This is a genomic window from Polaribacter sp. 2405UD43-2, assembly GCF_058147125.1.
On record NZ_JBYVJX010000002.1, the window covers coordinates 388901 to 411489 of the forward strand.

The 22589-nt window shown below is 28.7% G+C and carries 21 protein-coding genes; 13 read left to right on the plus strand and 8 right to left on the minus strand.

Going from position 1 to position 22589, the window contains the following annotated elements; translation table 11 throughout:
• The first annotated feature begins 43 nt into the window (after positions 1-43).
• The 4 genes from ACY2RX_RS05075 to ACY2RX_RS05090 are packed head-to-tail and all read left to right on the plus strand — an operon-like array spanning position 44 to position 5755.
• Positions 44-1069: an XdhC family protein gene (locus ACY2RX_RS05075; protein ID WP_490102880.1), complete on the plus strand. Its 1026-nt coding sequence runs from the start codon at positions 44-46 to the stop codon at positions 1067-1069.
• The gene (locus ACY2RX_RS05080; RefSeq protein WP_490102881.1) at positions 1070-1657 is read left to right on the plus strand and encodes a nucleotidyltransferase family protein; all 588 of its coding nucleotides are present in this window, start codon (positions 1070-1072) and stop codon (positions 1655-1657) included.
• Between the two features lie 26 nt (positions 1658-1683).
• Positions 1684-5367 (plus strand): metallophosphoesterase, encoded by a 3684-nt coding sequence (locus ACY2RX_RS05085; protein WP_490102882.1) that lies wholly within the window; start codon positions 1684-1686, stop codon positions 5365-5367.
• A gap of 4 nt (positions 5368-5371) precedes the next feature.
• Positions 5372-5755, plus strand: coding sequence for a DUF423 domain-containing protein (locus ACY2RX_RS05090; RefSeq protein ID WP_490102883.1), 384 nt, complete (start codon positions 5372-5374; stop codon positions 5753-5755).
• Here the strand turns inward: ACY2RX_RS05090 and ACY2RX_RS05095 are convergent.
• The 6 genes from ACY2RX_RS05095 to ACY2RX_RS05120 form a co-directional block, all read right to left on the minus strand.
• A complete protein-coding gene (locus ACY2RX_RS05095) occupies positions 5752-6594 on the minus strand; it encodes a hypothetical protein (protein WP_490102884.1) in 843 nt (280 codons plus the stop codon). The genes ACY2RX_RS05090 and ACY2RX_RS05095 overlap by 4 nt on opposite strands.
• Before the next feature lie 6 nt (positions 6595-6600).
• Positions 6601-7443, minus strand: a complete 843-nt coding sequence (locus tag ACY2RX_RS05100) for a TPM domain-containing protein (RefSeq protein ID WP_490102885.1) — start codon at positions 7441-7443, stop codon at positions 6601-6603.
• On the minus strand, positions 7440-7877 hold the full coding sequence (locus ACY2RX_RS05105; RefSeq protein WP_490102886.1) for a TPM domain-containing protein: 438 nt from the start codon (positions 7875-7877) through the stop codon (positions 7440-7442). The genes ACY2RX_RS05100 and ACY2RX_RS05105 overlap by 4 nt, the downstream gene beginning before the upstream one ends.
• Positions 7878-7879: 2 nt before the next feature.
• Complete coding sequence (locus tag ACY2RX_RS05110; protein WP_490102887.1) at positions 7880-8491, minus strand: LemA family protein; 612 nt, start codon at positions 8489-8491, stop codon at positions 7880-7882.
• A gap of 117 nt (positions 8492-8608) precedes the next feature.
• Positions 8609-8938, minus strand: a complete 330-nt coding sequence (locus tag ACY2RX_RS05115) for a MerR family transcriptional regulator (RefSeq protein WP_490102888.1) — start codon at positions 8936-8938, stop codon at positions 8609-8611.
• Between the two features lie 100 nt (positions 8939-9038).
• A complete protein-coding gene (locus tag ACY2RX_RS05120) occupies positions 9039-10007 on the minus strand; it encodes a peptidoglycan DD-metalloendopeptidase family protein (RefSeq protein WP_490102889.1) in 969 nt (322 codons plus the stop codon).
• Between the two features lie 160 nt (positions 10008-10167).
• Here ACY2RX_RS05120 and alaS point away from each other — a divergent pair, with 160 nt between their 5' ends.
• The 9 genes from alaS (at position 10168) to ACY2RX_RS05165 (ending at position 20503) form a co-directional block, all read left to right on the plus strand.
• Positions 10168-12786 carry an alanine--tRNA ligase gene (gene alaS, locus ACY2RX_RS05125; protein ID WP_490102890.1) on the plus strand — a complete coding sequence of 873 codons (2619 nt, stop codon included), beginning with the start codon at positions 10168-10170 and terminating at the stop codon, positions 12784-12786.
• Between the two features lie 213 nt (positions 12787-12999).
• Positions 13000-13950 carry a GSCFA domain-containing protein gene (locus ACY2RX_RS05130; protein WP_490102891.1) on the plus strand — a complete coding sequence of 317 codons (951 nt, stop codon included), beginning with the start codon at positions 13000-13002 and terminating at the stop codon, positions 13948-13950.
• Between the two features lie 72 nt (positions 13951-14022).
• Positions 14023-15015, plus strand: coding sequence for a hypothetical protein (locus ACY2RX_RS05135; RefSeq protein ID WP_490102892.1), 993 nt, complete (start codon positions 14023-14025; stop codon positions 15013-15015).
• A 76-nt stretch (positions 15016-15091) separates the two neighbouring features.
• On the plus strand, positions 15092-15583 hold the full coding sequence (locus tag ACY2RX_RS05140) for a DUF6252 domain-containing protein (RefSeq protein WP_490102893.1): 492 nt from the start codon (positions 15092-15094) through the stop codon (positions 15581-15583).
• A 191-nt stretch (positions 15584-15774) separates the two neighbouring features.
• On the plus strand, positions 15775-17103 hold the full coding sequence (locus ACY2RX_RS05145) for a hypothetical protein (RefSeq protein WP_490102894.1): 1329 nt from the start codon (positions 15775-15777) through the stop codon (positions 17101-17103).
• A gap of 84 nt (positions 17104-17187) precedes the next feature.
• On the plus strand, positions 17188-17394 hold the full coding sequence (locus tag ACY2RX_RS05150) for a hypothetical protein (protein WP_490102895.1): 207 nt from the start codon (positions 17188-17190) through the stop codon (positions 17392-17394).
• A 55-nt stretch (positions 17395-17449) separates the two neighbouring features.
• A complete protein-coding gene (locus ACY2RX_RS05155) occupies positions 17450-19357 on the plus strand; it encodes an ATP-binding protein (protein ID WP_490102896.1) in 1908 nt (635 codons plus the stop codon).
• 68 nt (positions 19358-19425) lie between these two features.
• Positions 19426-20079, plus strand: a complete 654-nt coding sequence (locus tag ACY2RX_RS05160; protein ID WP_490102897.1) for a response regulator — start codon at positions 19426-19428, stop codon at positions 20077-20079.
• A gap of 46 nt (positions 20080-20125) precedes the next feature.
• Positions 20126-20503, plus strand: a complete 378-nt coding sequence (locus tag ACY2RX_RS05165; protein WP_490102898.1) for a hypothetical protein — start codon at positions 20126-20128, stop codon at positions 20501-20503.
• Between the two features lie 9 nt (positions 20504-20512).
• Here ACY2RX_RS05165 and ACY2RX_RS05170 read toward each other — a convergent pair whose 3' ends face one another.
• The gene (locus tag ACY2RX_RS05170) at positions 20513-20824 is read right to left on the minus strand and encodes a rhodanese-like domain-containing protein (protein ID WP_490102899.1); all 312 of its coding nucleotides are present in this window, start codon (positions 20822-20824) and stop codon (positions 20513-20515) included.
• 9 nt (positions 20825-20833) lie between these two features.
• Positions 20834-22579, minus strand: coding sequence for an aromatic amino acid hydroxylase (locus tag ACY2RX_RS05175; RefSeq protein WP_490102900.1), 1746 nt, complete (start codon positions 22577-22579; stop codon positions 20834-20836).
• Between the last annotated feature and the right edge of the window lie 10 nt (positions 22580-22589).

Below are 22589 nucleotides of genomic sequence, written 5' to 3' on the forward strand. Positions count from 1 at the left end.
TAACTTTTTAAATTTTTATATTCGTAAAATCATTACAAATTAAATGATTCACGAACTCAAAGAAATTATCAATAAAGCTGTTATCAATCAACAAATAGGATTGAAAAATGTCTTGGCAACTGTGGTTCATTTAGAGGGTTCTTCTTACAGAAAACCTGGTGTTAGAATGTTAATTTCTGAAGATTTAAATTCTGTTGGCGCAGTTTCTGGCGGTTGTGTAGAAAAAGAAATTATACAAAGAGCAAAAAGTATTTTTGTTGATAGTAAACCCAAAATAATTACTTACGATGGTAGATATAGATTAGGTTGCGAAGGAATTCTGTATATTTTAATTGAGCCTTTTTTTGTTTCTGATAATTTTTTAAAAACATTTTCGAATGCAAATAAAAACAGAGAACCATTAAAAATTGAAAGCTCTTTTATAAAAAAAGATGAAGCTTTTGGTAATTTTGGTTCTTTGGTTAGTTTTCAAAATAATAATCAGCTGTTTACTTTCTCAAATTCTTTTACCTTAAATTTAAAAGAAAACCCTGCTATTTTTACTCAAATTTTACAACCTGCTTTTAAACTCATTATTATTGGAGGTGAACACGATGCTGTAAAATTATGTAAAATAGCATCTAATTTAGGTTGGGAAATTGATGTAATAACCTCCGCAAAAGAAAGTAAACAAATCTATGATTTTACAGGTGCAAATTCGGTTATTGACGATTCTCCAGAAACCATTCAATTTTCTGATATTGAAGAAAATACAGCCATTGTAATTATGAATCATAGTTATGTGCAAGATTTAAAATATGTGGTAAAACTCTCTGAATACAAGCCTAAATATATTGGCATTTTAGGAGCCCCAAATAGAAGAGAACGTTTATTTAATGAACTTTTTGAATTTGTACCTGATATTTCTGATGATTTTTTAGAATGTATTTACACGCCTGCTGGTTTGCATATTGGTGCTCAAACCCCAGAAGAAATTGCGATTTCTATTGTGGCAGAAATTTTAGCTGTCATCAGAAAAAAAGAACCTTTTTCTTTAAGAAAACTGAATGATAAAATTCATAATTCTTAAATGAAACATCTTGCTGTTTTGGTATTAGCCGCCGGAAAATCATCTAGAATGAATGCGATAAAACAGCTTCTAAAAATCAACAATAAAACGCTTTTAGACATCACTTTAGAAACTGCCAAAACCATCTTTTCTTCTAATGTGTTTTGTGTTTTGGGTGCAAATGCTGAGAAAATTAAAGAAGAAATTACCACAAAAAACATCAAATTTATTTATAATAAAAATTTTGAATCTGGTTTAAGTTCTAGTATTGTTGCTGGCATTCATCATTTTAAAAAAGAAAACTTATATTTTGATGGAGTTTTAATTTTGTTGACAGATCAACCTGAGGTTAACCCAGAGTATTTACATAAATTAGTAACTCTATTTCAAAAAGATAATAGTAAAATTATTGCATCAAATTATAAGAATAAAGCGGGTGTTCCTGCAATTTTTCCAAAAAAATATTTTAAAAATTTATTACTCCTAAAAGGCGATAAAGGTGCAAAAGAATTTTTACAAAAACACACTTCTAAAACTATCATTATAAAAAGAAAACATTCTTTTATAGATATAGACACGCCAGAAGATTATCAATCTTATATAAAATAGTATTTTTACTTTTTAACTTGCCAACTATGAACTCATTTAAATCATTTTTATATTTTATTTCTATTATATTGTTTACAAGTTGTGCAACTTATAAAGCACAATTTTCTGGTGATAAAAAAACCGTTTCTAAAAACAATTCTTCTAAAATAGAACATAGTTTTTATTTGATTGGAGATGCTGGAAATTCTACAATGCAAGAAAATTCTCCTGCCTTAAAATATTTAGAAAAACACATTAAAAATGCTTCAAAAAACGCTACACTTCTTTTTTTAGGGGATAATGTTTATGAATCTGGTATTCCTAGTAAAAAATCTAAAAACTATACATTGGCAAAAAGAAGAATTGAAGCCCAAACAAATCTTGCTAAAAAGTTTATTGGAAAATCAATTTTTATTCCAGGAAATCACGATTGGTATAATGGTTTAAAAGGATTAAAAAGAGAAGAAAAATTAGTTGAAAAAGCATTGGGTAAAAAATCTTTTTTACCACAAAATAGTTGTCCGTTAGAAAAAGTAACCATTTCTAAAAACATCGTTTTAATAATTGTTGACACACATTGGTATTTAACAAATTGGGACAAACACCCAACAATAAATGATAATTGCGAAATTAAAACGAGAGTAAAATTCTTTGATGAGTTAGAAGGTTTGATTAAAAAAGCAAGAGGTAAAACCACGATAATTACAATGCATCATCCAATGTTTACAGATGGTTCTCATGGAGGTAAATATTCTTTTGGCAGTCATATGAATCCTTTACCGGTTTTAGGTTCTGTAAAAAACTTGATTAGAAAATCATCAGGATTATCAAATACAGACATCCAAAACAAAAAATATAATGAGCTAAAAAAACACATTGTAACCCTATCTCAAGAAAACGATAAAACCATTTTTGTTTCTGGTCATGACCATAATTTACAATATATTGTTAAAGACAACCTTCCGCAAATTATAAGCGGTTCTGGCTCTAAAACCAATGCAACAAAATTAACAAAAGGAACCAAATTTACTTATGGCGCGCAAGGTTTTGCTAAATTAGATGTGTATAAAGATGGTTCGTCTAAAGTAAGTTTTTATACGGTTAAAGATGATAAAATGGTTTATGAAACTAATGTTTTATCACCTAATAAAAAGAAGGTTTTTACTACGTTTCCTAAAAATAACATCACACATAAAAAAGCAGCTGTTTATACTGATAAAGAAGTTGCTAAAAGTGGTTTTTATAGATATTTATGGGGAAATCGTTATCGAAAATATTTTGGCACAAAAGTAAACGCGCCAACAGTAAGTCTAGACACCCTTTTTGGCGGATTAAAACCTGTTAGAAAAGGTGGTGGACATCAATCTAAATCGTTAAGATTAAAAGACAAAAAAGGACGAGAATATGTTATGCGTGCTTTGCGCAAAAATGCGGTGCAATATTTACAAGCTGTTGCTTTTAAAGATCAATATATAGAAGGTCAGTTTAATAATACTACCACAGAAGATTTATTAAATGATGTTTTTACTGGCTCACATCCGTATGCACCTTTTACTATTGGAAAATTGTCTGATGCAGTTGGCGTTTATCACACAAATCCTGTTTTGTATTACATTCCAAAGCAAAATAGTTTAGGTCATTTTAATGCTGATTTTGGTGATGAATTATATATGATTGAAGAAAGAGCAGCTTCTGGTCACGGAGACAAAGCAAGTTTTGGTTTTGCCAATAAAGTAATTAGTACAGACGATTTATTAAAAAATTTAAGCAAAAATGAAAAACATATTTTAGATGAAAAAGCATACATAAAAGCACGTTTATTTGATATGTTAATTGGCGATTGGGACAGACATGAAGATCAATGGAGATGGGCCGTTTTTAAGGAAGAAAAACAAACAATTTACAGACCCATTCCTAGAGATAGAGACCAAGCTTTTTCTATAATGGGAGATGGTGCTTTGCTAAAATTTGCCACAAATAATGTTCCTGCTTTACGTTTAATGAGAGCTTATAGCAAGGAATTAAAAAGTCCTGCTTGGTTTAATCTAGAGCCTTATCCACTAGATATGTTTTTAATCACAAAATCAAATAAAAAAGATTGGGATGCTCAAGTTAAACTAATTACTTCTAACATTACTGATGCAATTATAGAGGATGCTTTTTCACTTTTTCCTGATGAAGTTAAAGGTGAAACCATCAATAAAATAAAGAAAAAACTACAAGGTAGAAGAGCAAATCTTCAGAAAATTTCTGATGTTTATTATAAGTATATGAATCAGTTTTTAGTGATAAAAGGTACTCATAAAGATGATTGGTTTGACATTGAAAGATTAAAAAATGGGCAAACAAAAATTACTGGATACAGAATTAAAAAAGGCAAAAAAGGAACCATTTTTCATCAAAAAACATACACTAAACCAGAAACTAAAGAAATTTGGATTTATGGTTTAGATGATGATGATACTTTTGTGGTAAAAGGTGATGCTTATAATTTGATAAAAATTAGAATTATTGGCGGACAGAATAACGACACTTACAATATTTTAAACGGTAAAAAAATAAAAATTTACGATCAAAAATCAAAGAAAAATACTTTTATTACCAAAAAAGGAAGCGTAAAATTAACGGATAATTATGAAACCAATGTGTACAATTATAAAAAGCTAAAAAATAGTTTAAACATCATAAATCCTGCAATATGGTTTAACCCTGATGATGGTATTAAATTGGGTTTATCAAATGTATATACAGTAAATGGTTTTGAAAGGAATCCATATTCTTCTCAACATATTATTTCGGGCTATTATTACTTTGCCACTAAGGGTTTTGAGTTAAATTATTCGGGTGAATTTGCTAATGTTTTTTCTAATTGGAATCTTGGTTTAGAAGCCAGTTTTACAAGTCCTAATTTTGCAATTAATTATTTTGGATTGGGTAATAACACTGTCAATCTTCAAGCAAAAAATTTAAAAGAACAAGATTACAATAGAGTAAAAATAAAGCAATTAAACGCTAAAACTTTTATAAAATGGGAAGGAGATTTAGGAGCACAAATTAAAATTGGTGCAGCCTTTCAAAACTTTAAAGTAGAAAATACCCCAAGTAGATTTATAGGAACAAAATTCTCTCCAAATGATGCAATTTTTAACAATCAAAACTTCTTTAATACAGAAATTAGTTATCATTTTGAAAATAAAGACAATGCTGCTTTTACCACAAATGGAATGGAAACCGAATTAAAAATCGGTTATACTTCTAATCTAGATAATAAAAATAGTTTTTCTTATGTAATTCCTACTATTGCTTTCAATCAAAAAATTGCCTCAAATGGCAAGTTCGTTTTTGCCACAAAATTTCACTCTCATTTAACTTTTGGAAATGGATATGAGTTTTACCAAGTTGCTAGTATTGGAGGTAATAAATTTGGACTAAGAGGATACAGAAATCAACGTTTTACGGGTAAAAACTCATTTTATCACACTTCAGATTTACGCTGGTTACTCAGCAAAGTTAAAACTAGTTTAGTGCCATTAAATATTGGTCTGTATGCTGGTTTTGATTATGGTAAAGTTTGGGGCGGATTTCCTAGAACAGCAAATAGCAATGATTGGAACACTTCTTACGGAGGTGGCTTTTTCTTTAACGCTGCCAATATGTTAGGAGCAAATATGGCTCTTTTTAAAAGTGATGATGGCACACGAATTGCCATAGGATTAGGTTTTAAATTTTAAAAATATGAACACACTTGCCTTAATTTTTGGAACATTTTTCGGTTTAACTGCAGTAATTTTTGGAGCTTTTGGAGCTCATCTATTAAAAAAGAAACTGAATTCAGAACAACTACAAAGTTTTGAAACAGGTGTAAAATACCAAATGTATCACGCTATTATCTTGCTTGTTTTGGGTTTTAATTTTGATAAAAATCAAACTATAAATAACTCTATAATTTACGCTTTTATAATAGGTACTTTTTTGTTTTCTTTTTCTATTTATGGTTTGGTTATTTCATCAGCAAAAAACAAAAAGCTAAAATTTTTAGGGCCTGTTACTCCTTTAGGTGGATTGTTTTTAGTTTTAGGTTGGGGATTACTTTTATGGAAATTTATCACTATGAGTTAAAATTTTAACGCATACAAATTGCCACCTGTTCCGTGCGCTTTTTCATCAGTAATTAAAAGTGTGTTGTTGTCTTTAAAACAAATTCCTTCTTTTTGAGAACGATTGTTAAATTCTATTTTCTGTACTTTATCTGACAAGAAATTATCATTTTTAAAATCAGAAAAAATAAGAATGTTTTTTTGTGATAAAAGTGCCACTTTTTTACCATCATCAGAAATATCTGCAGCTGTAATCCAACATTCTAAATCTTTACAATTTTCATATTCGTCAATGAATTTGGCTATATGTTTCCCTTTTATAGCTGGAATTTTATACAACGAAGTTTTGCCATATTTCTTTTTTACTCTGCCTTTTGTAAAGATATAAAGGTTGCTTTTAAAATAGAAAAAAGCTTCCGTATCAAAAAATAAGTTCTTTTTCTTAGGTGGAAATTTATATTGATTTGGGTACTTAAATCTTATTCTTTCTACCTCTGCATTCTTTCTATTTAAGTACTTTTTATCAACTTTTAGAATCACCAAATCTTGTCTTTTATTTAGATTATTTCCAAAATCACCAATATAAAGATTTCCATTTTTATCAGAAGTTAAATCTTCCCAATCGCTATTTTTAGCTTTCACATAAACTTCTTTTTTAATGTTTCCTTTTTTAGAAATTCCATATAATTTAGGAGGATTTCCACCATCATTCAACATCCAAATATATTTTGAATCTTGCACAATTTCTGTACCAGAAACTTCTTCTAAAACTTTTGGTAAATCAGCAAGTATTTTTAGTTGACTAGAACTCTGACAACTTAAAAGAAAAAGAAAACTAAAAAATAAAAGTATTTTTTTCATAGTATTTTACCAACCACCAGAAGCTCCTCCACCACCAAAACTTCCTCCACCAAAGCCGCCACCAAAACCGCCTCCACCAAAACTACCACCTCCTGAAGAACTTCCGAAACCACCACCAAAACTTCCTCCACCTCTACCAGCGTTGCTTAAAATAATGGTTTCTAAAATATCGCCAGCAACAGAACGTTTTCTGTAACGTCTGCCTCCTCCTCTATTATTTTTATTTCCTCTAGAAATTAAAATGAAAAGAATGATAATAAAAATGATAAATACAATAATTCCTGGGTCAAAACCACCAGAATCATTTTTACGAGTTCCTTTAAACTCTCCATTTAAAGTTTTAAAAATATAGTCAGAACCTTTGTCTAAACCGCTATAAAAATCTCCTTTTTTAAATTCTGGAATAATTACTCTTTCTATAATTCTTTTGGATTGAAAATCTGTAAGTAAGTGCTCTACTCCTTTACCTGCTTGAATGGTGATTTTTCTATCATCCTTTGCTAAAAGCATTAAAACACCATTGTCTTCTTTTGCTTGTCCAATTCCCCATTTTTCTCCCCAATTTGCTGCTAAATAATTAATGTTTTCACCTTTGGTAGATGAGATAATAGCCACTACAATTTGAGTTGATGTAGTATCTGAATAACGAACTAATTTAGCTTCTAAATCCTTTTTTTGATACTCTGTTAGAAGATTTGTATAATCATAAACACTGGTCTGAAATTTAGGTTTTTCAGGAATTTTATATCCTTGTGAAAAAAGATTTAATGTAAATAATAGCGTAAGAAAAAAGAGGCTTTTTTTAAAAAAAACTGAAAACTGAAAACTGAAAACTTTTTGTAACATCATCCTTTAGAAATCTCGTTAGAAAGTTCGTTTTCATCATTAATTTGCCAAGGAAAATGTGCTTGTAATTCTTCTCCTGTTTTTAAAATACCATCAACTAAACCCTGTTTAAAATTACCTTTTTTAAAATGATGTTGCATTACATCTTTAGTAGAATTCCAAAAGTTTTTAGGAACCACTTTGTTAATGCCTTTATCGCCATAAATCACAAATTTCTTATCAGTTACAGCAACGTAAATCAGCACTGCATTTTCGTCTTTGGTGTTGTTCATTTTTAAGAGATGAAATACTTCTAATGCCCGTTCTGTGTAATCTTTCTCAGAAGAAGATTCTATATGTACACGTATTTCGCCAGAAGTATTTTTCTCTGCAATTCGAATAGCAGAAATAATTTCTTGTTCTTCATCAGTTGTAAGAAATGCTTCTACTTTAGACATTTTTATTCTTTTTTCTTATTAAAATCGAAGTTTACATCGGGTGCATTTTCTGAACCTGGATTTGCTTTATAACGAGCCATTTCTTTAAAACCAAACATACTTGCTAATAATTTTCCTGGAAATTTTGTAGTAAAAATATCGTAAGTATTTACTTTTTCGTTAAAACGGTCTCTGGCAACATTAATTCTATTTTCTGTGCCTTCTAATTGGCTTTGTAATTCTAAAAAGTTTTTGTTGGCTTTTAAATCAGGATAACGTTCTACTACCAATAATAATTTTGACAAAGCACCACTTAATCCTGCTTGAGCTTGCTGAAACTGTGCCATTTTTTCTGGCGATAAATCATTGGCATTTATTGTTGTAGATGTTGCTTTAGAACGCGCCTGAATAACTTGCGTTAACGTTTCTTTTTCAAAATCTGCAGCCCCTTGTACCGTTTTTACTAAATTACCAATTAAATCGTTTCTACGTTGATAAGCACTTTCTACATTAGACCAAGCTGTTTTAGCATTTGCTTCATATTCTACTGCAGTATTATTAAAGCCTACTGCCCAATTATAGATTCCGAAAACAATAACTGCGATTACTATTACAGGAATTAACCATTTTTTCATAATTTCTAAATTTTAATTTTTGTTGATTTTTTTGTCTTACAATATTACCCAATATTCTTGAGATTATAAAGAATATTAAAGCGATTCACAAAATTAGACACAGAAAAAAAGAATTTGTTACAATTGGTTTTTAATTTTAACCAACTCTGCTTTAACCCCTTCTAATCTGCTAATAATTTCGTGTTTATGAAAAGTAGATTCAGGATTCTTTTTTAATTTTTGTTTTGCCCCCTCTAAAGTAAACCCTCTTTCTTTTACTAAATTAAAAATAAGTTTAAAGTTTTTAATATCTTCTTGCGTAAACAAACGGTTTCCTTTGGCATTTTTTTTAGGCTTTATAATCTCAAATTCTTTTTCCCAAAAACGAATTAAAGACGTATTTACATAAAAAGCTTTTGCTACTTCTCCTATTTTGTAATAACGTTTTTCTGGTAAGTTTACGTGCATTTTTAGTCTTTAGTCTTTAGTCTTTAAAACTAAAAAAAGAAGTCTAAAGTAACTTCTCTTTTTTCTTTTATCTATTTTCTTATATCTTTTAGTACAAATACTAATCGTAAGATTGTCCTTCTTCTTCTGCTGCTTTTTGCATTGCTGCAAATTCTTCTGGGGTTAAATCTCCGTAGTAAAAATTAATAGGATTTAATGCTCTATCGTTCTTATGCACTTCGTAATGTAAATGCGATGAAACAGAACGACCCGTGTTACCAACATAACCAATTAAATCGCCACGTTTTACTTTTTGTCCTTTTTTTGCTTTCATTTTACTCATATGCGCATAAATAGTTTTGTAACCATACCCATGGTCTATATAAACTACATTACCAAAAGTAGCACTTCTTTGAGCTCTTATTACAGTTCCATTTCCTGATGCATAAATTGGTGTTCCTGTTGGAGCTGTAAAATCCATTCCTTTATGAAACTTTCTAATTTTTAAAATAGGATGCATTCTCCATTTATAACCCGAAGCCATTCTTGTTAAATGTTCTAATTTTACGGGTAAAACAGCAGGAATAGATGCCAACATTTTTTCCTTTTCTTTGGCTAAAGCTACTATTTCATCTAAAGATTTAGATTGCACCACCAATTGCTTAGACAGTATATCTATATCTTTGGTTAACTTTTTAATCATCTTAGAATTATCAAATCCTTCTAAGTTTTTGTAACGATTTACACCACCAAAACCAGCTTTTCTTTGTTCATCTGGTATTGGGTTTGCTTCAAAATATGTTCTATAAATATTGTTATCTCTTTCTTGTAATTGTGCTAAAATTTTAGAACTTTCTTCCATTCTTTTAGAAAGTAGTTCATAATGCAATTTTAAGTTTTCTAATTCTCTTTTATCTGTTTGATGGTTAGGCGTAATAATAAACTGACTTAACACAATAAAGCCAATAAAGGCGATTAAAAAAACACCTAAAATTCCGAAAATAGTTCTTTTGTAGTAATCACTCTTCTTAACAGTTATTTTCCTGTAAGAGAGTGTGTCAGAATCGTAATAATATTTTACTTTCGCCATTATACTAAATATACTATTTTTGTATTATTAAAAGAGCTTTTAATTAAAAACTCTTTTTTTTAGAACTCACAAATTTACAAAATGTTTTACAACTGCTTTTTTTAGGCGGTTTTTTTAAAGATAAATTAACATAATCCAACTTGTTGGAAACTCATTTTTTATGAAATCACAAGAAATTCGCGCTACTTTTTTAAACTTTTTTCAAGAAAAAAAACATTTGGTAGTTCCTTCTGCACCAATGGTAACAAAGGATGACCCAACATTAATGTTTATAAATTCTGGAATGGCTCCATTTAAAGAATATTTTTTAGGAAATGGAACTCCTAAAAGTAACAGAATTGTAGATTCTCAAAAATGTTTGCGTGTTTCTGGTAAACATAATGATTTAGAAGAAGTAGGTTATGACACCTATCATCACACATTATTTGAGATGTTAGGAAACTGGTCTTTTGGCAATTATTTTAAGAAAGAAGCTATTGCTTGGGCGTGGGAATTATTAACGGAAGTGTACAAAATTGATAAAGACATTTTATATGTAACTGTTTTTGAAGGTTCTGATGATGCAGACAACTTAAAAATGGACATAGAAGCATACGATTTATGGAAGCAGTACATTTCTGAAGATAGAATTTTAAAAGGAAATAAAAAGGATAATTTTTGGGAAATGGGTGAACAAGGACCTTGTGGACCTTGTTCTGAAATTCACGTTGATATTCGTTCAGCAGAAGAAAAAGCAAAAGTAGATGGTAAAACTTTAGTGAATGAAGATCATCCACAAGTGGTAGAAATCTGGAACTTGGTTTTTATGCAATACAACCGTAAAGCCAATGGTACTCTAGAAAGTTTACCCAACAAACACATAGATACAGGTATGGGTTTTGAACGTTTGTGTATGGTTTTACAAGGCGTTCAATCGAATTACGATACAGATGTTTTTACCCCAATTATTAGAGAAATTGAAACTATAACCAATACAGAATATGGCAAAAACGAACCACAAGATATTGCAACGCGTGTAATTTCTGACCACGTTAGAGCCGTTGCTTTTTCTATTGCTGATGGTCAATTGCCAAGCAATACTGGTGCTGGTTATGTAATTCGTAGAATTTTAAGACGTGCAGTTCGCTACGGATTTACTTTCTTAAATAAAAAAGAACCTTTTATTTATAGATTGGTAGATGTTTTAACTAAAAAAATGGGCGAAGCTTTCCCTGAGTTAAAAGCACAAAAACAATTAATAGAAAACGTAATTAAAGAGGAAGAAACGTCTTTTTTAAGAACTTTAGACCAAGGATTAATTTTATTAGATAGAATTATTGAAAACTCGACTACTAAACAAATTTCTGGTAATAAAGCTTTTGAATTGTACGACACTTACGGGTTTCCAATAGATTTAACAGCTTTAATTCTTTCTGAAAAAGGATTAACATTAGACGAAAAAGGTTTTGAAACTGAATTACAAAAACAAAAAAACAGATCTAGAGCTGCTAGCGAAATGTCTACTGATGATTGGACTGTTTTAATGGAAGATGCTGATGAAGAATTCGTGGGTTATGACACTTTAGAAGCCAATGTAAAAATTACTAGATACAGAAAAGTAACCTCTAAAAAAGATGGAGAAATGTATCAATTGGTCTTTAATTTAACACCATTTTATCCAGAAGGTGGAGGTCAAGTTGGCGATAAAGGTTACTTAGAAGATTCTCGTGGAGACGTGGTTTATATTTTAGACACTAAAAAAGAGAACAATGTAATTATTCATTTCACTAAAAATTTACCTAAACACGTAACTGAAATTTTTAAAGCAATTGTAGATAAAAAACAACGTTATAGAACAGAATGTAATCATACAGCAACACATTTATTGCATCAAGCATTAAGAGAAGTAGTAGGAACGCACGTAGAACAAAAAGGTTCTGCTGTACATTCTAAATATTTACGTTTCGATTTTTCTCATTTTTCTAAATTAACGGTTGATGAATTACGTGAAGTAGAAAACTTTGTAAACCGAAGAATTGCTGGCAAACTCTTATTAGAAGAAAGCAGAAACATACCTATGGAAAAAGCAATTGCAGATGGAGCAATGGCTTTGTTTGGCGAAAAATACGGAGATACAGTAAGAGCTATAAAATTTGGAAAATCTATTGAATTGTGTGGCGGAACACACGTTAAAAACACAGCAGATATTTGGCATTTTAAAATTAAATCTGAAGGTGCAGTTGCTGCCGGAATTAGAAGAATAGAAGCCATTACTAATGATGCTGTAAAAGATTTTTACTTCGAAAACAACAGAGCTTTGTTTGAAATTAAAGATTTATTAAACAACACCAAAGAACCTGTAAAAGCTGTAAAAGTTTTACAAGACGAAAACGCATCACTTAAAAAACAAATTGAGCAATTGCTAAAAGATAAAGCTAAAAATTTAACTGGCGAAATTAAGAATCAATTGCAAGAAATTAATGGTGTTCAATTTTTAGCAACAAAAATAGATTTAGATGCAAACGGAATTAAAAATTTAGCTTTTGCTATTGGTAAAGAACATCAAAATTTATTCTTATTATTTGCAACTGCTCCAACAAAAGAAAAAGCAATGTTAACTTGTTATATTTCTAAAGAACTAGCAAATGAGCGTGGTTATGATGCAGGTAAAGTTGTTAGAGAATTAGGTAAATTAATTCACGGTGGTGGTGGTGGTCAAAACTTTTTTGCAACTGCTGGTGGTAAAAATCCTGGTGGAATTCCTAAAGTTTTAGAAAGAGCAAAAAATTATTTAGTGTAAAACAAACCATTTCTTCGTTAAATGTGAGGCTGTCTAAAAAGTGGTTTTATTGTCATTTTGAGTACAGTTTAAAAACCTCAATTATTTATAAATCAGAATTTTAATATTGTTGAGATTCTTCATTTTCATTCAGAATGACACTTTTTAAACAGCCTCTCTAACATCAAAGATTCAGAATTTTATTTTGAGCCTTTTTTATTTTACCTTTATCTTATGCAACTCCAAACCAAAATCAACTTAAAAAAAGAAACTCTAAATCAAATAGATTATAATTCTAAATTGCTTTTGCTAGGCTCTTGCTTTTCTGATAATATTGGTAATAAACTAAATTATTACAAGTTTCAATCTGTACAAAATCCTTTTGGCATTTTATTTCAACCAAAAGCAATAGAAACTTTTATTACAAATGCTATTAATAAAAAAGAATATTTTGATAATGATTTAATTTATCAAAACGAACGTTGGCATAGTTTTGATGCACATTCTAATTTAAGCTCACGAAATAAAAATGAAATTTTAGACAACTTAAATGCTGCCATTACACTAACAAACAAAAAACTTAAAGAAGCAACTCATATTATAATTACACTAGGAACTTCTTGGGTTTACAGATGTATTAGTGATGATAAAATAGTGGCAAATTGCCATAAAATTCCGCAGAAAAAATTCTTAAAAGAAATCCTTTCTGTTGATGAAATTTCGCAAAGTTTAGATGCAATTATCTCGCTTATAAAATCAACTAATAAAAACGCGTCTGTGACACTTACAGTTTCTCCTGTTCGTCATTTAAAAGATGGTTTTATAGAAAACACACAAAGCAAATCGCATTTAATTGCTGCAATTCATCCGATTGTAGATACCAGAAAAAATATTCATTATTTTCCTTCTTACGAAATTATGATGGATGAATTACGAGATTATCGTTTTTATACAGAAGATATGATGCATCCAAATAAAACAGCCATTCATTATATTTGGAAAAAGTTTGTAAACGCTTGGTTTTCTGATGATTCAAAATTATTGATGAAAGAAATTGACACAATTCAAAAAGGAATGCATCACAAACCTTTTAACGAAAACTCAGAGCAACATCAACAATTTTTAAAAAATTTAGAGGATAAAAAAAATACGCTACAATCTAAAATTCCACATATCAATTTTTAAAATACGGCATTTGACGTATTGATTGCTACTTTTTCTTTTCTCACTTTTGTAGATGAATCTTTATATTGAATTATGAAAAAGCGTATCTACTTCTTCAGCATTCTTATTATTTCTGTTTTTTTAGTTGCAAACTCTGCTCAACCTGGAGTTTGGAATGCTGGCGGAAGTGGTAGTTTTACCTTATTATACCCAGAAGACACCATTGCTTACAAAAAAATTCAGATGAAATCTGAAGATATTTTTATGCAAATTTACAATGGTTTTGCAACTGTAAAAGGAAACTATTATTTTAAAAATACTGCTTCAGATACTTTAAAAATTAAAGTGGGCTACCCAGTAAACAACGTTTTTGAAAATGTAGATTTTCATCATTCTGTAAACGAAGTTAGAGTAGATGGTTTGTATAAAATAAAAGGATTCGTAAACGGAAAAAAGAACCCTCTTTTTGAAAAACCCAACCAAGAAAATGAAAATTGGTATGTTTGGGAAGTTGCTTTTCCTCCCAATAAAATTACTGAGTTTACGGTCTACTTTTTGGTAAACACTAACAATGCAAAAATTACAGAAGGTTATGAATCTGACAAAAAAAATGCGTTTATTTATTTAATTGAAACAGGTTCTCTTTGGAAATCTCCCATAGAAAAAGGAAATTTTTATACTCAATTAAAGAACGATATTTCTATTGATAATATAAAAGCAAGTTCTCCCAGCTCACTATTTTTTGATAAAGAGAATTCAGTTTTAAAATTCTCTTTATCAGATTATGGTAAAAAACCAGACCCAAATTTTGTAATTACTTATGGTAAAACTTTAAGAAAATTCAACTTTAAAGAAATCACAAAAAACAGTGCTAATTACTTTAATGAAATAGATAATTTTTCTAAAAATGATTTTAAAACTTCTAATTTCAAAGAAATCAATTTACCAGATGCATACAAAGTTGGTGGCATTTCTAATAATGTTGTTGGTTTTCTTTTCTATTTATCTATTTATGGAATTCCAATTTTTACAGCCATAATTGTTATCACTCTTTTAATTGTTCTTTATAAAAAGTTAAAAAAATAAATAAGGCAAATGCCCTATTGAATTGATTTACAACAGGTAATAGCTTTGTAATATCTAATTTTAAAAACAAATATTTATGAAAACTTTACAAAAATTCAGCCTGCTTTTAGTATTCTCTTTAATAATACTTTCATGTAGTAAAAATGATGAAAATGAAAACGCTTCTGCTAGTGATGATTTTTTTACAGCTAAAGTAGATGGCAAAAGTTGGGCAGCTTTTACTGGGCCACCAGACACAGTTGCTTGGAATGAAGCACATACTGGTATAATTGTACTACAAGGCAGTGATAGCTCTGGAAAAGCAATAACAATGAATATTATGAATTATTCAGGAAAAGGAACATACAACTTTGCATCAGCAGGTTTTATTCAATATGTAATTGCGCCAACACAAGCAAATAGTGGCGCTTGGGTTTGTAATGCAATTTCTGGCACAAAAGGAAGTCTTATAATTACCTCAGATAACGGAACTGTTATTGAAGGAACTGTAAATTTTACAGGAAAAAACACCAAAGACAAAAGCACTAAAACTATAACAGAAGGTAAATTTAGGGCTACAAAACAATAAATTGATTCGCATAAGAAAAAGCAAAAATACGGCAGATGCCGTATTTTTTTTACAAACATATTTATAGAAGTTTGTAATCAACAAAATATAAAGATTGTTTTTTAGGGTTACAGATGGTTGGCAATTTCTAGAACAAAACGTCAACCATCTCCTTTAAAGCAATTTAATAATCACCTTAAAAAACAACTATTATGAAAAATTTTATTTTTTTAGTTTTCTTGCTTTCTATGATTCATTTTGATGGATTTTCTCAAACAGAAATCTACAATTTAGAATCGCAAAACCTTCATAAAAACGTCAGGAAAACCATAACACATTATTATTCTTACGATAAAAATAGTGGTGGTTTTGTAAAAAAATCTGTCAATATTAAAAGATATAATAATGATAGAAATCTAATAGAAACCTATTATTTATACAATAGCGCCTATTCAAAATCGACACCAGTAAAAAAATTATACCATTATAACAATGATGATTTAATGACTGGCACAAAAGACATTAGCGATTCTAGAGGAAAATATTCTACAGAATATGTTTTTACTTATGATAAAAAAGGAAACCTAATTAAAAGAGAATCTGTTTATAAAGACGGAAGTAAGTATTATTCTGTTTATACCAATGATAGAAGAGGTAGAGTAACCCATAAAAAAGAATTTTCTAAATCTGGGAAACTTACTGCAGAAGTAAATTACAAATATAAAGGCGGTAAAAAAACAGAAAACAGAATAAGTTTTAGCAGTAAAGATGGTAGTATTATTGGCAATTACACTACTGTTTATGATGATGATGTTAAAATATCTTATAAGTCTGATGGTAAATACGGTAAATCTACTTCTACTTACGAATATGATAAAGAAGGAAATTTATCTAAAACACATTACAAAGGCAAATCTAACTCTACAATAACTTACAATTATGTTTATGACAAAAAAGACAATTGGATAAAAAAACACTATAGATCTGGCAAATATCAATATTTTTATTTTAGAGAAATTTATTTTAAAAATGGCGATGTTACAGGTAGTTCTGAGTTTGACAGAACTTTTATAAACAGACACGGAAATTTTGCAAATGTAGCTGTTGTACCTCTTAAAAAGAAAAGCTATAAGAAAAACAATAATAGCAACATTAAAAATGTATCTAACAACAATGGTATACCTACCATTAGTTATAAAAATTGGAAATATACTTTTGTAAATATGAAAGGTAAAGTTTCAAATGTTTCTGGTAAAGTAAACCTAAATGTTACCAATGGCTCTAATTTATCTCAAGGAAATACTGTTAAATTTAAAGTAGAAATTAATGGAGCAGATACCAAATACTTAACTTATAAAGTAAGTAGTTATTATTATGATACAGATAAGAAAAGACATTTTTGGAGTTTAAAATCTACCTCAAATGAATCTAAAGGAACTTTATGCATTTTTAAAAGTTCAGAAAGGTTAAGAGGTGTAGATTTAGTAGGCTTATTAATGGTAGGTAAAGAAGACAACAAAATTAGTTTCTACCTTCAATAAATTAAAAACTGAATGTTATTTTTAAGTGAATTCTTTTTGATGTTGATATTATTTCTCTTCTGCTTGGTTTTGATTATTTCTTTTTTGATAAATTATAAACAAACTCAAAGAATAGAAAACAACAGATTATTATTTCTTTATAAAGAAATTGAAACAGAAAAAAGAACTGCTAATCATCTAAAGAAAATACCACAAGAAGTTCAATTATTGACTAAGAATACAGATTTAAAATTTCAAAAAATTAAGGTTAAAGTTTTAGATATCAATTTTACGCTGAGTGAGATTTTTTAACAACACTGAAATCCTATTCTTATAAAAATTAATTCAAAATTTAATACTAGCATTTATGTTAAAATTATTTGTAAATTGTAAAATGTTCTCAAATATAAACCTTTTACCCTCATTTTTATGTTTGCTATTTGCAACTCAATTCTATGCACAAAAAAGTATTGATAATCAGTTTTTAGATGCGTATTTAAGTAAAGATTCTTCTAATTATCTTTTTAAAAAGACTTATAAAAAAGCACAATCAAAAGCAGATACAGCCAGTTACTTTTACTTTAAATTTTTTGAAAAAGATAAACTAAATGATAGCGATAGTGCAAAATATTTTGCAGAAAAAATAATTCCACTTTACCATCAATTAGACACCGTAAATAGATTAAGGAAAGTTCATGAAAGACTTTACTACTTAAATCTAAATAATGGTAATTATGATGAAGCATTAAAAGAAATTTTAAAAACTTTAGAGCTTGCAAAAAAGCAAAAAGATACATCTTTAATTTCTTTACATTATTCAGACCTATCAATCTTGCACCATGATTTTAATTACTTTAATAAAGGTATTGAATATGGTAAACAAGGTTTTAATATCATGAACAAAGCAAAAAATAAAGTGTACAAATATTTAATCTTTGCCAATAATGCAATTGCAATAAATTTTGACGACTGGAACAAACCTGATAGTGCTCTATATTACCATTATAAAAGTCTAAAATATATAGACAAAGTAAAAGATACTTTAAGGTTTTCTTTTTTATATAATAATATAGCAAACACTAACCTTAAACAAGGAAATTTTGCCATTGCAAAAAAGTTTTTAAAAAGATCTTTAAATATAAATTTAATAAGAGGTAGAGATTATAACTTAGCAAGTAACTATACTAATTTAGCTACAATTGCTTATAAAGAAAGCGCAAATAAAAAAGCAAAAGAATATTTTAAAAAGGCTTCTTATCATGCAAAAAAAAGCAATAGTATAGAAAAAATTAGAGATATTTTAAAACAGGAATACACTTTTTACAAAAAGATTAAAAATTATGAATTAGCTTTAAAAAAACAAGATTCTTTTTTTATTTTAAAAGATTCTGTTTTTAATTCTGAAAGATTATCAAAATTCTCAAAATTACAAGTAGAATATGAAACAGAAAAAAAAGAAAAAGAAATTGCACAACAAAAAGAACAACTTTTAACCCAAGAATTAGCAATAAAAAACAGGAATTTATACGCAATTCTTATTACATCAGCTCTTTTAATTCTAGGCATTATATTTTTTAGCATCTACAAAAAAAATCAATTTAAAAGAAAACAACTACAAAAAGAAATTGAACTTAAAGATGCACTTTCAATCATAAAAACACAAAATAGATTGCAAGAACAACGCTTAAGAATTTCTAGAGATTTACATGATAATATTGGCTCTCAACTAACATTTATAATTTCGTCTATAGACAATTTAAAATACATTTCTAAAGATGCAAACCAAAAATTAAAAAACAAATTATCTACTATTAGTTCTTTTACTTCAGACACCATTCATCAATTAAGAGACACCATTTGGGCAATGAATAAATCTGAAATTACTGTTGAAGATTTACATTCAAGAATTTTATCGTTTGTAGAAAAAGCAAAAAATGCAACGCAAAACATTGAGTTTGAAATCAATCAAAATATAAAGAAAAAGATTATTCTTTCTTCCTTAAAAGGGATGAATATTTTTAGAGTTGTGCAAGAAGCCATTAATAACGCTTTAAAATATGCTGATGCCTCTAAAATATCAATTTCTTTTACAGAAGAAAACAATCAATTAATGATTCGTATTTTAGATAATGGAGTTGGTTTTGATATAAAAAATGCAACCTTAGGAAATGGTTTAAGCAATATGGAAAAAAGAATGAGTGAAATTGATGGAAAAGTTAGTATCAATTCTAAAATTGGCAAAGGAACAGAAATTACCATTAATACATTTTTATAAAATACGTCAAATGGCGTATAAAATTTTCAATCTTTAATATGTAATTTTAGTAAAAATCAACGAGCCAAATGAACTTAAAAATTTGCATAGCAGAAGACAATTGTTTTTTAGTAAAAGCAATTAAAGAAAAACTCTCTTTTTTTGATGATGTTACTTTTAAATTTCACGCCAATAATGGTGCAGAATTAATTGGCAAACTAGAAGAAAATCATAATATAGATGTTATTTTAATGGATATTCAAATGCCAGAAATGAATGGTATTAAAGCAACTGAAATTGTAAAAAATAAATATCCACAAATTAAAATAATAATGCTTACTGTTTTAGACGATGACGACTTTGTTTTTAAAGCAATAAAAGCGGGTGCAAATGGCTATTTACTAAAAGAAATAGATGCAGAAAATCTTTACAAAAGTATTATTGAAGTTACACAAGGTGGTGCACCTATGACACCAAGTATTGCCCTTAAAACACTAAATTTATTAAGAAACCCAAATTCTATAAACAACAAATCTAACGAAGTTGATGAAATAAAACTTTCTAAAAGAGAAACAGAAATATTAATTCAATTAAGTAAAGGATTAAATTACAATAATATATCTGACAATTTAATTATTTCTCCTTCAACTGTTAGAAAACACATTGAAAATATTTACAAAAAATTACAAGTGCATAGTAAAATGGAAGCTGTTATGAAAGCGCAAAAAAGAAATTTAATTTAATAAAATAAAAATTGTAAATTTAGAGAGTATAATCTCCCTCTTTAAAATGATTAAAAAAATAGGTATAGGAATCTTAGCAGGAACATTTGTAGGAATGTTTATTACATCATTATTCCTTTTTAACGAAACCAAAACCTTAGATCTGTTTTTAAGCAAAATAACAGCAACATCTATAATTACTGGTGTAGCTTGTGCAATTTATGCACATTTATCAAAATCTAAATTACAAGTTTTTTTAATATCAATTTTAATAGGTATTGTAATTTTTTATTTAAAATACCTTATTACTGGGCATCATTTTGACCCAGTAACTATGGGAGCTTTTGTGGGTGCAATGTTGGGCGGCATTTTTGCCGTAATTAGAAAAGTTTCTAATTTTATTGCAACTTACAAAAGACTAAGAAGATTAAAAAAATCTATTTAAGATTTATTCTTAATCAACATATTGGTCTACATTTTGCCAAGGACCACCATTAATAACATCCACTCCATTTTTTTCTAAAAACTGTGTAGCTTGTGCACTTCTACCTCCACTTTTGCACACTGCAATAATTGGTTTGTTCCAAGATTTAATTTTTTCAATTTCTAAAGGAATCACAGTTAAAACAATATGTTTTGCAGTTTTTGTATGACCTTCATTCCATTCTTGCTGTGTTCTTACATCTAAAATTACAGCTCCTTTTTCTAAATATTCTTTAATTGTATCAGAATTATCTTTTCTATTAAAAATACCAAATAAACTCATTCTATTTTTTTATTGATGGCACAAAACTAACCCATTTTCAATCAGCTTTGTGTAGCTTTTGTTACACTTTAATTCTTCTAACCTTTCTAAAATAGCAAATTTTACAGAAAAATTTTGCTGCAAAGCTAATTCATATAATTCTAATAACAATAACCAATCTAATTGAAAATTAGTTTTTAACTGATTAAATATTTCTGTTATTTTTTTCTCTGTTGATGTTTTCTCTTCTCTCATTTTTCGAACTTCGTCATATAATTTATACAATTCTTTATCTTTATCTGAATAATGAATTTTATGAGTCTTTGTTTCAGAAACTTTACCTAAACTTAAAAAAGAATTCACATCTGCAGGACCAGAATAAGCTGACACTACTTCTTTACCAATTGCCATATCATAAATACCCCATTCAGGTTTAAAAAGAACATTTTCTTTATGTTTTACAGTACAATTTTTAAACGATATTAATTGTATTGTCCCTCTTAAATCTCTTATACCAGTAATTACATCACCTTGTACAATTATATCACCTTCAAACTCTAAGGTAATTTGTTTTCCTTCGTAAATTTGATAGGCTTCTAAATCTCTCGGACTCATATTTTCTATAGGAATATTAATGCCTTTTAATTTTCCAACAGGGCTTCCAAAACCATCTTTATGGCTTTCAATTCCATGGCCAATTAACTCCTTATCTCTATTAGCTAAAGCTGTTTTTCCTGTAGTTTGAAAATAAATAGGTTTTCCGCTTTCATCAGCAATAACATTGGTAAAAGTTCCAGAAATTTGAATTCCTGTACTTAATTCTATGGTTCCTAAATTTTTTGAATCTATTAATTTTTTTATTCCTTTTAGACCGCCTTTTCTAATTGCCATTTTGTTAGCAAACTGTTCTAAAACAAGGCTTAAATGAGCAAAATCTGGAGTTACAAACAACTGAGGCTGTGGTTTTGTAATATCAAAACTAACTTTTGCTGCATCAATAGAATAAGGAACTTTTTTTACTTTGTCTTGCATACACCAAGCACTTTCTCCTATAGAAGATAATAAACCTGCCCCATAAATCTTAGGGTTTTCTATGGTTCCTATCAATCCGTATTCTACAGTCCACCAATGTAAATTTCTAATTTGAGCCATTTCAGACAATTCGCCCATATTATTCTGTAGAAATTCTACTTTTTCTTGCGCTTCATTAATTTCCTTTTCGGTAGAATTTGGATCTTCTTTTAAAATTGATAAAAGCCTAATAGCTTCATACATTTCATAATCCTTAGAAGATGATATTGCTTTGCTACCAATTTCTCCAAAACGTCTTAAATACTCAGCATATTCTGGGTTTGCAATTATAGGCGCATGCCCTGCTGCTTCATGAATAATATCTGGTGCAGGGGTATATTCTATATGATTTATGGTTCTCATATCAGAAGCAATGACCAACACATTATAAGCCTGAAACTCCATAAAAGCATTTGGCGGAATAAAGCCATCTACAGAAACAGCTGCCCAACCAATTTCTTTTAAAATTCGATTCATTCCTTCCATATAAGGGATTCTTTCTACAGAAATACCGGTTTTTTCTAATCCATCTATATAAGATTTATGCGCAACTTTGGTTAAATAATCTACATTCATTCTCATAACATATCTCCAAACCGCTTGGTTTTGAGCTGTATATTCATCATAAGGCTGTTTTACAATAAATTTATATAAATGTTTGGGTAATTTTTTAGTAACCTTGTTCAATTCAAAATATGAAGTCATTTGTAAAATA